Origin of the sequence: Ruegeria faecimaris, from assembly GCF_900182615.1 — a bacterium.
In the GTDB taxonomy this organism is placed as follows: Bacteria; Pseudomonadota; Alphaproteobacteria; order Rhodobacterales; family Rhodobacteraceae; genus Ruegeria; species Ruegeria faecimaris.
In genome coordinates, this window is the sequence record NZ_FXTE01000003.1 from 88529 (window position 1) to 101113 (window position 12585).

The window sequence follows — 12585 nt, forward strand, 5'->3', positions numbered from 1 at the left end:
ACGCCATGATCCGCCTAAGCTCGATCCGGCCGAGTAATCTTGTTTTGCTCGCCGCTGCCCCGTTCATCATCTACCTGTTTGCCTCATCCTCGAAATATCTGAGGTCATTGGTTGCCATTTTGGGGATTGGTGAAAATGCGGGGCCCATTTTTGTTGGGTTTCTTCTGATACTGGCCGTGGCCATATTGGCCTATCTCTCGGCGCGCCGCATCCGGTTTCAAACCATCGCGCCGAACTGGTTGAGGATTGCGGCGGTTTTGGCAATCCCGGCCTCGGCCGGGTTGGCGATCCTTGGACTTTTCCAGCCTCAGGTGCTGATGCCCTTTGCGGAATCCGTCTTCTTTAATGCGCTCAGCGAAAATACGTCTGAGTTCATTGACCGATCTTCGCAACCTTGGGTCTTGTTTCCCGAGATCGTCGCAAAGGTGCAAATGAGACTACAGGCCCTGCTGGTAGGGTTTGCGATGGTGGTCGCGGTGATCCCTCTGACGGCCCGTTTCCCACGATCCATGAAAGCCTATGTTCAGATTGGACTCGAACTGCTGACCGGTCTGGTTTTGTTTTACCTGTTGTTTCTTGCGCATTGGCAATTTGCGACCGGGATCGCGATAACGTTCCGTGCAGCGATCTTTGCCTATATCTTTGCGGCCATTATGGGTCTGGTCTGGGTCGGTTTGCAGTCCTTCAAGCCCAAAGCTCGGACAACCGTTGTCTATGGGTCCATCAGCCTGACACTATTGGCCGTGTCGGCGTTCTTTTTTATGCAACCAAAGGTGAGCTTTGTTCTGGTTGGCAGTACTGAAGCAAGAATTGCCATTGTTCGGGGTACGCCGCAGGCCCAGGCGGATTTGATCCGGTTCGGAGAGTTCGACGGAGGTGAAGGCCAACAGTATCGCATTCGCAGCGCCCCCGATGCCGCCTCTGCGCTGGATCAGATCACAACCGTCGACAGCGTATCTGGTGCTTTTGTTCCGGCCGGCGTTCATACGCAGGGCTATCCGGTGATCTGGCAATCCAGTTTTCTGCCGGACAAGTTTCGTAACCCGGCGCTGACTTTTGCGGTTTTCGGGTTTTTGCTTCTGACACTGACGGTCGGAGGCGCACAGCATAAGCTACATCCGCTGGCTGTAGGGGCCGAGTTTTTTGTCGATACCATTCGCGGCATTCCAATGCTGGTCATCATCCTCTATATCGGCTTGCCGCTTGCCGGTGCGGTCAAGGATGCGACAGGTGGCGGCATCGACATGACCAACATGACCCGCGGCATCATCGCCATTTCCATAGGGTATTCGGCCTATATGGCCGAGATTTTCCGATCAGGGATCGAGGCCATCCCACGAGGTCAGATCGAAGCAGGCGGCTCGCTTGGGCTGTCCCGCTGGCAGACTGCCCGGCTTATTATCCTGCCCCAGGCATTGCGCATAGTGACGCCACCTTTGGGCAATGAATTTATCGCGATGATCAAGGATACCTCATTGCTGTCCATCCTGTCGGTCCGCGACATGACTCAGCGCATGCGCGAGTTTCAGGCCTCAAGTTTTCTGCCCTTCGCACCATTCAACACAGCGGCGATCCTCTATGTCGTGGTGACGCTTGGTTGCGCTAGTTTCCTCAAATGGATCGAACGCCGCAGCGCACGGGAAAACCGATGAGCAGGCTTGAGCTGGGCGTTTGCTATTACCCCGAGCAATGGGACAAATCGCAGTGGCGCGACGATGCTAAGCGCATGGTCGATATGGGTCTGGATTGGGTTCGGATTGCCGAGTTTACCTGGGGCCTGATCGAGCCGGAAAGAGGCCGGTTCGAATGGGGCTGGCTGGACGAGGTGATCGGCATTCTGGGCGATGCTGGTTTGCGCGTGATGATGTCGACGCCTACGGCTGCACCTCCGAAATGGCTAGTGGATGACTGCCCTGAGATTCTGCCAGTGGGGCCGGATGGCCGGGTGCGTGGGTTCGGGTCGCGCCGACACTATTGTTTTTCCAGCGATATCTACCTGACCGAGGCCCGTCGGATCACCACGGAATATGCCCGTCGATATGGCGAAAATCCATTTGTTCGTGCCTGGCAGATCGACAATGAATATAACGATCACGATACGGTTCTGAGCTATTCCAATGCCGCTCGCACCGGTTTTCGCAGATGGTTGCAAGACCGCTATGGCACGATTGAGGCGCTTAACCGAACATGGGGGACAGTGTTTTGGGGGTCGCTCTATTCCGATTTTGATCAGATCGAACTGCCCATAAGTTTGGTGGCCAGCCCGAACCCGACCCATGCTCTGGATTTTGCCCGCTATTCTTCGGATCGGGTGCGGGATTTCAATCGTGCTCAGGCGGATATTCTGCGCAGGTTTGCGCCGGGCCGCGATATTACCCATAATTTCATGGCAGGCAGCTTTGAGTTCGACCATCACGCTGTTGCGGCGGATCTGGATGTGGTCGGTTTTGACAGCTATCCGCTGGGCAACCTGTTGGGATCGTCACTGTCTGATGAAGACAAACGTCGATACCTGCGAACAGGCGCGCCGGACTATCAGGGGTTTCACTGCGATTTGTATCGCAGCCAGGGCAGGGGCCGAATGTGGGTTCTGGAACAACAGCCCGGCCCGGTGGACTGGGCCGAAAAGAACCCCTCACCAGCGGATGGGATGGTCAGGCTTTGGACGTGGGCCGCTTTTGCCCACGGTGCACAGGCAGTGATGTTCTTCCGATGGCGTCAGGCGAAGTTCGCGCAGGAACAATTCCACACGGCGCTTCTGCGATCGGATGGCAGCCCGGATCAGGCCGCGCTGGAACTGGCGCAGGTTGCAAAAGAGCGTGCTGCCCTGCCGGAAGTCACCCGGCAGAAGGCAGCTGTGGCAATTCTGTTGGATTACGAATCCATCTGGGCTGCAGATATCCTGCCACATGACGACGCATTCCCGAATGCCGGGATTTTCCGGGTTTGGTATGCTGGCCTGCGTGCATTGGGGGTCGATCTGGATTTCGTTGGTCCCGATGATGATCTGACGGGGTATTCATTGATCGTATTGCCGCAAAACATGATCATCTCGCCCGATCTGGCAAAGAGATTGCACCACAGCCAGGCCAAATTGCTGATCGGTGCCCGTGCGGGCAGCAAGACTGTGGACATGTGGACCCCTGAAAATCTCGCTCCCGGAGAGTTGGCCGATCTAGCAGGGATAAAAGTCATACGCGTCGAATCCCTGCCTGATCTGGCGGGTGAATCCGTAAGCCTCGAGAGCACCGGAACCTTTGATTTTAAAGGCTGGCGGGAAGTCATCGAGACCGAAAATCAGGTAATCGCGCATTTCGTAAGTGCTTACAGGGCTGGCAGCCCGGCGATTGTGCAATCGGACCGGGCTATGTATCTGGCGATGATCCCAAACGGGCCGTTGCTACGGGCGATCCTGATTAAAGCGCTGACATGGGCGGGCCTTCCGATACGGGAATGTGGCCCGGACCTTCGTGTTACACAGCGGGGTGACCTCGGCTTTGGGTTCAACTTCGGGGCTGCCGCACAGGTTCTGCCGGATGACGAAAATCGGCAATATATTGTTGGTACTTCAGAAATCCCATCCTATGGTGTCTCAGTCTGGAAGTGGAAGTAAACCAGAGCTTGCGGACATGATTGCAAACTGGACCTATGAATTCTGCAAACTGTCCCTTTTGGACTGACAGCTTTGCAGCAACCCTCTAGCCTGTGATTGCATAACAATAGGACTGAAAGTCCAACTATGGGAGAATCGAATATGGCCGAACGGAAAAACCTTTCCAGACGTACTATCTTGAAGAGCGCAGGGGCGGCAGCACTTGCTGCACCGCTTTACAGCAAAAGCGCGCTGGCGTCCTCGGGTGAGATCAACATCTTGATGTGGTCCGATTACCTGCCACCAGCATTCTTGCAGGAATTCGAAACACTGACCGGAATCAAGGTGAACTATACCGGTATCGGGTCGAACGAAGAAATCATCAACAAGATGAAGGCCACCAAGGGTCAGGGTTTCGACATCGTGTCGCCGACCAATAACCGGTCTTTGCAGTGGGAACCGCTTGAGCTGTTGCAGCCTTTTGACATGAACAAGGTTCCGATTGATCTGGTGAACCCGGCGATGGCCGCGATTGGTACAGATGCCTGGAACTTTGCCGACTCGGGCGTGCACTGGTTGCCGCATATCTGGGGCACCGAAGGCATCGCATATCGGACTGACCTGTGGCTGCCTGAAGGTGATGCACCGTCCTATGGCGATGTCTGGTCCGAGGCAAACGCAGGTAAAACCATGGGCCGCGCGCACTCGATGATGCTGGGCGCAGGCCTGTACATGGAGCGCGCAGGCGAGATGGAGCCCGGTTCCGTCTGGGCCGCTTATGGCGACGAAGATACCATGCGCAAGGTTTGGGGTCAGATCGCAGATTGGTGTATCGAACGTAAGAACCGCATCAAGCTGATCTGGAACGACGCCGACACACAGAAGAACGGTCTGTTGAACGAAGGCGTGATTGTTGGCCAGACATGGGATGGCCCGCCGCTGGCACTTAAATCTGCAGGTGAGCCTGTGCATTATCAGGCTCCGGTTGAAGGGGCGATGGCCTGGGTTGATGGTATGGCAATTCCAACAGGTGCTGCCAATATCGACCAGATTTATGCCTTCATCGACTTTGCCTACCAGGCCAAACCGGCCGGTGTTGCGATCGACAGCCACGGGTACAACTCGCCCGTTCTGGGTGCCGACCAATATTCGGGCGACACCTACAAGAAGAACTTCGCCGAAGCCTATCCGGGCGACTCGCTGGCCAACCTCAACCCGTGGCCGGCCGAAGCGCCTTGGTATGCGGAAACCCGGACCGAGTTCGTCAACAAGTTCAAAAGCGCCTGATAGCTTTTCAAAGAAGTGCCCTCCGCTAAACGCGGGGGGCTCCCAACCCGCACGCCACTGCGTGACGGAACCCATTTGGGTGCGCACCACCAGCGCATCAATCGGAGATACCAAAAATGAGTGCAGGGGTCGGTGTAGATCTTGAAAACCTGTGGATCCGTTTCGGCGATTTTGTCGCGGTGCGGGACGCAAATGTGAACATAAACGGGGGCGATTTCTTTTCGTTCCTGGGACCATCCGGTTGCGGCAAGACAACGATTTTGCGCGCTGTTTCGGGGTTTCTGGACCCCAGCGAGGGTAAGGTTCTGATCGGTGGTAATGACATGCGCGGCATCGGGCCCAACAAGCGCCCGACTGCCCTGATCTTTCAGAACCTCGCGCTGTTCCCCCTGATGAAAGTCTGGGAAAACATCACTTTCTCGATGGAGATCAAAGGCGCCAGCGCGGCCGAGCGCCGCAAGCGGGCCGATGAGCTGTTGGACATGATCGCGTTGCCGGGACAGGGTGACAAGCTGCCCAGCGAACTTTCGGGTGGTCAGCGTCAGCGCGTGGCGATTGCCCGCGCCCTATGTGCCGAACCCGATGTACTGCTGCTGGACGAACCGCTTTCGGCGCTGGACCTGAAGTTGCGCCAGCATATGCGCACCGAGCTGCGCGAGATTCAGAAGCGTGTCGGTATCACCTTTATCTATATCACCCACGACCAGGGCGAAGCGCTGACCATGTCGGACAATATCGCCGTAATGCGTGCAGGAGTGATCGACCAGATTGCCGATGGCAAGACAATTTACAATGACCCCAACACGGCTTTTGCGGCGTCGTTCGTTGGCGAAAACAACGTTTTCCGCGGCAAGATCAAGCAAGTCATGGGAGATGAGGCGCTGATTGCAACCAACCGATCCGGCGATCTGGTCGCACGGATTTCCACTGTAAATCAGGGCAAGCTGAAAGAAGGCGATGACGCGATGATGTTCATTCGCCCCGAGGCGCTGGCGATTGCCCCGGACGGTGCAGTGGGCGACCATTTTGTAACCGCCCGCGTGAACCATGAAGAATTCGAAGGTAACGCCTTCAATATTTTCACCGAAGGCGATGGCGGCAAGGAAATTAAGGTATCGCTGCCCAATCTAGGCCAATCTTTCGATGACCATACCGGGCAGACCATCACGTTGGAATATCAGACCCATAATGCGGTTCTGGTTCCAGCGGGTGAGCTGGCCGCGGAATAAGGGGATAAAAATATGCCCCATTTTCTGAAAGAATTCTTCAACCGCAACGGCACAGGCATGGGATTGATGATACTGGGTTTGGTCCTGTTCTGGACCATCGGCCTGATCATCCTGCCGCAGCTGTCGATGCTGGATTTCTCATTCCGGCCAAACCTGCCCCCGCCCGAGATCGGGGGGCCAAAGGATGTCTATACGCTGGAGAACTACAAATACCTGATCTATGGCCCGGAAGGCGGCAGCCAGGACTATAACGCCGTCGATCTGAGGGTGTTTTTCCGCACCCTTCTGGCCGCGGTATGCGTTACGATTTTCAACCTGATCCTGTGCTATCCGATCGCCTATTATCTGGGTCAGTCCAAGGGCAGTCACATCCGCATCTTTGCGATCATGCTGATCATCCCCTACTGGATCAATGAGATCCTGCGCGCCTTTGCCCTGCGGATCATCTTTGGCGAAACCGGTGTACTGAACACGCTGTTCACTGGGCTGGGGGTCTGGGATATGCCGTTTGATTTCATCCGCAATGACATCGCGCTCTATGCCGGGCTGGGCTATGCCTATATCTTGCTGATGATCTTCCCGATGTATAACGTCATAGAAAGTTTGGATAAAAACCAGATCGAGGCGGCGCGAGATTTGGGAGCCCCCTGGTGGCGTATCCATTGGCGCGTGGTCATTCCCTATGCCAAGCCAGGGATCAGTTCGGGCTGTACTATGGTGTTCATGCTGTCCGCGGGTGCGTTGGCCGCGCCGCAAATTCTGGGCGGGCCGTCCTCCCTGTGGTTCACGCAGCTGATCTATCAGCAATTCAACGACAACAATGACTGGCCGCAGGGTGCCGCCTACGCCATCGTTCTGCTGGTGACCTGTATCTTGTTCGTGCTGGCCGTAATGCGTCTGTTCAAGGTGAATATGGGGGATATCGGGAAATGAATTTGTCCTTCCTCCGTGTAAGCATCTGGGTCTACCTGGTGCTGTTCTTCCTGTACCTTCTGGGTCCGCTGGTGATCATGTCGGTCACGGCCTTCAACTCGTCCGAATTCCCAAGGATGACACCGTGGGAGTGTCTGACCTTCCAGTGGTTTGGCGAATTGTTTCAGGACCAACGTATCCTGAACGGCATCAAGAACTCACTGATCATCGGCGCCGGAACGGTGGTTCTATCGGTGGCGATGGGTCTTGCGGGCGCGCTGATGCTGACGCAGATCTGGCCGAAACTGCGCGCGACCTACTATACGGTCATCATCGCGCCGATCCTGATCCCGGGCGTTGTTCTGGGTATCTCGACACTGGTGTTCTGGGACCGGATCAACCGGATGTTGGGCTTGGGTGCCGACAGTTTCCTGTCAAACGGGATATTCCTGACGGTGATCGGCCAATCCACCTTTATCGCCAGCTATTGCATGCTGGTGCTGGTGGCACGGTTGCAGCGCTATGATATGGCGCTGACCGAGGCCGCGCTGGATCTGGGTGCAACCCATGCTCAGGCGTTCCGCAAGATCATGCTTCCGTTCATGCGTCCGGCGATTGCCAGCGCGGCAGTGCTGGCGTTCTTGGCCTCGTTTGAGAACTACAACACCACCACCTTCACCTTTGGTGAATACCCGACGCTGACCATCGAACTGGCGCAGAAGGTGCGCTATGGCATCACGCCCTCGATCTCGGCGCTGGCCTTCATCATCGTGGCGCTGACGGTGTTCTTTGCCCTGCTGAACGAGGCCAAGCTGAAGCGACAGGAACTGGTGGCTGCTGCACGCAAGAACGCCACGGTGGAGGAACTGGCGGGCAAGATCAAGCTTCCCAGCTTCTTTGCCGGGAACCTTGCTGCGGTTCTGCTGGTTGTCTTTGCGGTTGCCACGATCACTGTGGTCGGAACCGCAACCGCCTACAATCCGGCTCAGTGTGTCGCAGATGTCAAAGAGCAAAAGCGCCTTGAAGCTGATCTGCGTATTCAAGAGCTGCGCAAGCAGCGCGAAGAACAGCGCAAAAAGCGCGAGGCGGAAGCGGCTGAGCAAGAGGGAGAGGGTGCGCAGGAATCGGCCCCGAAACCCTCGAATAACAGCGGTTTCGGCAATGTGTTTGCGCCGAATACTCTGGGTGACGAAGAAGAGGATTCTGGTACTGAAACGCCTTCGGGCAATGGCGGTGCCTTTGATCCCAACAGTTTGCAGGCGAACTAAGCGCCTCGCAGTTTGCGCCCGCCGGGGTTACCCCTCGGCGGGCGTGTCATTTTCCTGAATGAACACATCACAGGCTTCGATCATCCGGCCGTTCCATTCAACCGGCGCCGAATTGTAGTTGATCAGGAATGTATGCCCGGCCGTCTGGCGTCGCCGCAGACCCTGAGGCATCGGATGCAAGGCAATGCCTGTCAGAGCAGCGGCCATGCTGATCACGCGATCCCATAACGTGTCATCCGGGAACCCGGCCAGATACCACATGTGGTCGGTCCCTTTCAGGGCAGGTGTTCCGTCTTGAAATGTCAAAAGGTCCGGGGCCTTTCCTGACAGGCGGTCAACCCAGTGACGGGCTGCGCCGCCACCATCAACTTCCCGGGTCACCTGAGGGGGCAGAGTTTCCACAAGATCGACAGTGCAATCCAGTGCAGTCAGCCCGGGGCGACCAGTTGCGGGTATCTGAAAGTCCAGCGTGATGGCGCCAGAGCGCGGGCCCAGAACAGCCAGTTCACAACCATCGGTCAGGCGTTGTTCCAGATCGGGACCAATGGTCGCCAGACCCGGTGCAAGGATCACCTTATATCCCGCCTTTGGGATGTCCTCCGCAGGCAGGAAATCCACTGACAATCCGGCTCGGCGCAGGGCTTGGTAGGTTGAAAAGACCAGTTTGAAATAGTCGAACCCAGCCCCTTGAGGTTGCGTCGCCCAGGCCCAATCCGAGGCATAGTCGAACAGGATCGCGACATCCGTTCGGGCCTGTGTGATTGCTCCCAGCCCGGCCAGATCATCGGCGGTTTGGCGCGCCTCGGCCAAAGCCGGGGCAGAGCGGTTGTCCGGCATCAGCAGTCCTGCATGCATCTGTTCTTGCGCAAAGGGCGCCTGCCGCCAGCGGAAATAGCTGACCACTTCTGCCCCATGCGCCACGGCCTCAAGCGACCACAGGCGCACCATGCCGGGCAGAGGTGCAGGGTTGTAAGGGGCCCAGTTCACCGGGCCGGGTTGCTGTTCCATCACCCACCAACGCCCGCGCCCCACAGCGCGATACAGATCGTGATGAAAGGCCTGCATGTCAGGATCGCCTTGCTGCAGAAAGGCCGACTTATGCGCCTTATCCGCCTCAAGCCGGTCAGATAGAAACCCGATCGGATAGCTGTCCCATGTGGCGATATCCAAATCGGCACCCACTGCGAAGTGGTCGAAATCCAGCACACGCCCCATGTAATTGTGCAGCAAAGGCGCATCGGTCAGGGGCCGCAGCACTTCGACCTGTGCCCTGTTGAAGGCCACCACCTGATCTGCACTGAACCGCCGGAAGGCCAGAACATGGGCCGGGTTGGGTTCTGTCACTGTCAGGTTCGGCAGTTCGATCTGATCAAACCTGTCATATTCCATTGACCAGAACACATTTCCCCACGCTGCATTCAGGGTTTCAATCGTGCTGTATTGACCTTCCAGCCAGTTTTGAAAGGCGTGTAGGGCGGGTTGGCTATAGCTGACAGTGGTTTCGTGGCAGCCATATTCATTGTCGATCTGCCATGCTGCGACATGCGGGTTGCGCCCATAGCGTTCGCCCATGACACATGCGATCCGAACGCATTCTTCGATATACCCGGTGTGGCTAAAGCAATAATGTCTGCGTGAGCCGAACTTGCGCGGCTGACCCTGCGCATCCACGGCAAGCATGTCCGGGTGTTTGTCCAGCATCCAGCGTGGCGGCGTCGCTGTTGGCGTGCCCAGCACCACTTTCAACCCGGCAGAACCTAAGGTTTCGATTGCGCGATCCAGCCAGTCGAAGTGCAGATCGTCCGACGTGGGCTCCATCCGGCTCCAGCCGAACTCGCCTATCCGCACCCATGTCAGGCCGGTTTCGACCATACGTGCTGCATCGTCCGCCCACATCGCCTCTGGCCAATGTTCGGGGTAATAGCAAACGCCAAGTTCGGGGTTCATAGGATGACTCTGTGCTCTGCCTGACCTTTGCCTGCGTCGGGCGCGGCAAAGGTCATTCCGTTGGTAGGTTGGGTTTCAATCTGTGTCGCATCCAGCCCTTGGCGAGCGGTGGTGCAGAACAGCGTTGTCAGGTCTGGCCCGCCAAAAGCCGGGCACGAGGCATGGGCCGCGTCAAAACCGACCGCCTTCAGGAACCGACCCTCAGGCGAGTAAGCAGCCACGCGGTTGGCGCCCCATTGGGCGATCCAGATATTTCCGCTCGTATCGACCACTGCTCCATCAGGGTTCAGCTGGTCTTTGGTAAGGTCGAGGAACACGGTGCTTTGGCCTTCTGGCCACCCGGTTTCCGGGTCCAAACTCCAGCGCATGACCTGTCTGGTGACCGTGTCGGTGAAATAGGCGCAAGAGCGATCCGGCGCAAAACAGATGGCGTTCGAGATCGTGACATCCGGCACCAGCCGCCGCAGTTCTCCGCGCCAGAACCGATAGATGGACCCAGCGCCGGGTTCGGCGTTCTTGCCCATGGTGCCGATCCAGAAACCGCCCCAGGGATCAGCGCGGCCATCGTTGGAACGGGTGACCGTATCGTCCGCCTCTAGATGGGTGACCAAGCTACGCGCGCCGGTTTTCTGGTCAAAGCGCCACAGCCCGGTCTCGGAAGCCATCAACAGCGTGTCCCTGTCCACCCAGCCCGCTGCTGAAACATTTTCCGGGAACTGCCAGCTTTGCTGATGCCCGTCCTTCTGGGTCATCAGGCGGTTGCCGGTGATGTCGAACCAGAATAGCTGCGCCCGTTCCGGGTGCCACAAAGGCCCTTCGCCCAGATCGCAGGGACGGTCGTCAAACACGACACTCATTGGGCGGCCTTGTCATAGGCCAAGACGATCTTTCGCGCGCGCTCTGCAATGTCGGCAACGGCCATTCCCGGTTTATACAGGGCCGACCCGATCCCGAACCCGTCCGTCCCGGCCTTGAGCCATTCGGCAAAGTTTTCGGGGCCTGCCCCACCGACGGCAAAGACCAGCGCGTCCTTGGGCAGGATCGGGCGTATTGCGGCCAGGCCCGAGGGCCCCGCCATCACGCCCGGAAACAGTTTGAGCCCGGTTGCCCCTGCCCTGAGCGCGCCAAAGGCCTCGGTCGGGGTATAGACGCCTGGCCAGCTTTGTATGCCCAGTTTGATCGTCTGCTGTATCACCTCAGCGTCGAAATTTGGCGAGACAATCAGCTTGCCGCCGACCCCGGCCACCGCATCGACCTGTTCGATGGTCAGGACGGTTCCGGCGCCGATCAATGCGCGATCGCCGAAACGTTCCGCCAGAATGCCGATGCTGGTCAACGGATCGGGTGAGTTCAGGGGCACCTCGATCCGGTCTATGCCCGCGTCGATCAGGGCCTGCCCGACCTCGGCGGCCTCGGTGGGTTGCAGACCGCGCAGAATTGCAATGATAGGACGGCTCATGCGGTTTGCCTCGTCAGATTTCGGGCCTGCAAAAGACCTGCCAATGTAGATTGCGTGCTGTCGGCTATTTCAACAAATGCACCCTGCTGTTTCAGCGCGATGGCATAGATTTCCGAGAGGCTTTGGTCCCCGATAATGGCAATCTGCTGGCCCAACCAATAGGGACGGGACGCGGCCAGTTCCGCTCCGATCAGATATCCCGACAGACGCGCACGTGCGACACCGGAGTCCTGACCCTGCAGCAGATCAGTGGCCCGCAGGCCGAAAAGGCGCGCGGCAAGTTGTTCCGGTCGGGACAGGGCATCCGCCACAGCCTCGGCAAAAGCTGCGTCGTCCCAGCCTTCGCTGACCGTATGTTTCAGGACGGATTGATTGCTGAGCAATCCGAAGATTTCGCCTGTCATGAATGTGCGGAAGCTGACGACTTCATCCGCGCTGACCTGTACCCATTTGGTATGCGTTCCGGGCAGGCAAATGATGCCGTCCCAGTTTGGCCGGTGGGCCAGAAAACCGGCGATCTGTGTCTCTTCTCCGCGCATGACATCGGGGGGGCTTGTTTGCTTTAGCCCGGGTACGACAAAGGCGCGGATACGGGGATCTGTTGCCGGAACGCGGACAGGTGCATCGGGAACAGGAACCGAAGGTACAGCGGAATATGGTGCCTCGACCCAGCCTTGACGCGCACCCACCATACCGCAGGCGACCACATCCATGACCGTATCGCCAAGCCAGCCCTCGATCAGGTCCAGCAGTGCTTTTTGAAACCCATCCCGGGGAATTTGGTCCATGCCGCTTGCGGACTGAGCCTGGTCCAGAATGGTGTCACCTTGCATTGCCCATGCCCGCAGATGAGTTGTTCCCCAATCAACAGCGATCCATTCGATTGTCATG

10 protein-coding genes are annotated in these 12585 nt (G+C 57.6%); 6 read left to right on the forward strand and 4 right to left on the reverse strand.

The features are described 5' to 3' along the window. The first annotated feature begins 5 nt into the window (after positions 1–5). From FN806_RS08685 to FN806_RS08710, 6 genes are all read left to right on the forward strand, one after another. Positions 6–1652 (forward strand): amino acid ABC transporter permease, encoded by a 1647-nt coding sequence (locus tag FN806_RS08685; protein ID WP_142636140.1) that lies wholly within the window; start codon positions 6–8, stop codon positions 1650–1652. Further along, entirely contained in the window at positions 1649–3613 is a 1965-nt protein-coding gene (locus FN806_RS08690; protein ID WP_221929478.1) for a beta-galactosidase, read from the forward strand. Before FN806_RS08685 ends, FN806_RS08690 begins: the two co-directional genes overlap by 4 nt. A gap of 141 nt (positions 3614–3754) precedes the next feature. Continuing rightward, positions 3755–4879, forward strand: coding sequence for an extracellular solute-binding protein (locus FN806_RS08695; protein WP_142636144.1), 1125 nt, complete (start codon positions 3755–3757; stop codon positions 4877–4879). A 116-nt stretch (positions 4880–4995) separates the two neighbouring features. After that, entirely contained in the window at positions 4996–6108 is a 1113-nt protein-coding gene (locus tag FN806_RS08700) for an ABC transporter ATP-binding protein (protein WP_142636146.1), read from the forward strand. Positions 6109–6120: 12 nt separating this feature from the next. Further along, the gene (locus tag FN806_RS08705) at positions 6121–7041 is read left to right on the forward strand and encodes an ABC transporter permease (protein ID WP_142636148.1); all 921 of its coding nucleotides are present in this window, start codon (positions 6121–6123) and stop codon (positions 7039–7041) included. After that, positions 7038–8288: an ABC transporter permease gene (locus tag FN806_RS08710; RefSeq protein WP_142636150.1), complete on the forward strand. Its 1251-nt coding sequence runs from the start codon at positions 7038–7040 to the stop codon at positions 8286–8288. Before FN806_RS08705 ends, FN806_RS08710 begins: the two co-directional genes overlap by 4 nt. A gap of 27 nt (positions 8289–8315) precedes the next feature. On the opposite strand, the gene FN806_RS08715 is transcribed toward FN806_RS08710, so the two are convergent. Genes FN806_RS08715 through FN806_RS08730 form a run of 4 tightly spaced genes read right to left on the reverse strand, consistent with a single transcriptional unit; the run spans position 8316 to position 12584 of the window. After that, positions 8316–10235, reverse strand: a complete 1920-nt coding sequence (locus tag FN806_RS08715) for a beta-galactosidase (RefSeq protein ID WP_142636152.1) — start codon at positions 10233–10235, stop codon at positions 8316–8318. Next, on the reverse strand, positions 10232–11092 hold the full coding sequence (locus FN806_RS08720) for an SMP-30/gluconolactonase/LRE family protein (RefSeq protein WP_142636154.1): 861 nt from the start codon (positions 11090–11092) through the stop codon (positions 10232–10234). The genes FN806_RS08715 and FN806_RS08720 overlap by 4 nt, the downstream gene beginning before the upstream one ends. Beyond that, positions 11089–11694 (reverse strand): 2-dehydro-3-deoxy-6-phosphogalactonate aldolase, encoded by a 606-nt coding sequence (locus tag FN806_RS08725; protein ID WP_142636156.1) that lies wholly within the window; start codon positions 11692–11694, stop codon positions 11089–11091. Before FN806_RS08725 ends, FN806_RS08720 begins: the two co-directional genes overlap by 4 nt. After that, entirely contained in the window at positions 11691–12584 is an 894-nt protein-coding gene (locus FN806_RS08730; RefSeq protein WP_142636158.1) for a 2-dehydro-3-deoxygalactonokinase, read from the reverse strand. Before FN806_RS08730 ends, FN806_RS08725 begins: the two co-directional genes overlap by 4 nt. Between the last annotated feature and the right edge of the window lies 1 nt (position 12585).

What these genes read in the sequence shown, in the direction of transcription:
- FN806_RS08685 (WP_142636140.1), top strand. Translation starts at nt 6, where the DNA reads ATGATCCGCCTAAGCTCGATCCGGCCGAGTAATCTTGTTTTGCTCGCC.
- FN806_RS08690 (WP_221929478.1), top strand. Translation starts at nt 1,649, where the DNA reads ATGAGCAGGCTTGAGCTGGGCGTTTGCTATTACCCCGAGCAATGGGAC.
- FN806_RS08695 (WP_142636144.1), top strand. Translation starts at nt 3,755, where the DNA reads ATGGCCGAACGGAAAAACCTTTCCAGACGTACTATCTTGAAGAGCGCA.
- FN806_RS08700 (WP_142636146.1), top strand. Translation starts at nt 4,996, where the DNA reads ATGAGTGCAGGGGTCGGTGTAGATCTTGAAAACCTGTGGATCCGTTTC.
- FN806_RS08705 (WP_142636148.1), top strand. Translation starts at nt 6,121, where the DNA reads ATGCCCCATTTTCTGAAAGAATTCTTCAACCGCAACGGCACAGGCATG.
- FN806_RS08710 (WP_142636150.1), top strand. Translation starts at nt 7,038, where the DNA reads ATGAATTTGTCCTTCCTCCGTGTAAGCATCTGGGTCTACCTGGTGCTG.
- FN806_RS08715 (WP_142636152.1), bottom strand. Translation starts at nt 10,235, where the DNA reads ATGAACCCCGAACTTGGCGTTTGCTATTACCCCGAACATTGGCCAGAG.
- FN806_RS08720 (WP_142636154.1), bottom strand. Translation starts at nt 11,092, where the DNA reads ATGAGTGTCGTGTTTGACGACCGTCCCTGCGATCTGGGCGAAGGGCCT.
- FN806_RS08725 (WP_142636156.1), bottom strand. Translation starts at nt 11,694, where the DNA reads ATGAGCCGTCCTATCATTGCAATTCTGCGCGGTCTGCAACCCACCGAG.
- FN806_RS08730 (WP_142636158.1), bottom strand. Translation starts at nt 12,584, where the DNA reads ATGACAATCGAATGGATCGCTGTTGATTGGGGAACAACTCATCTGCGG.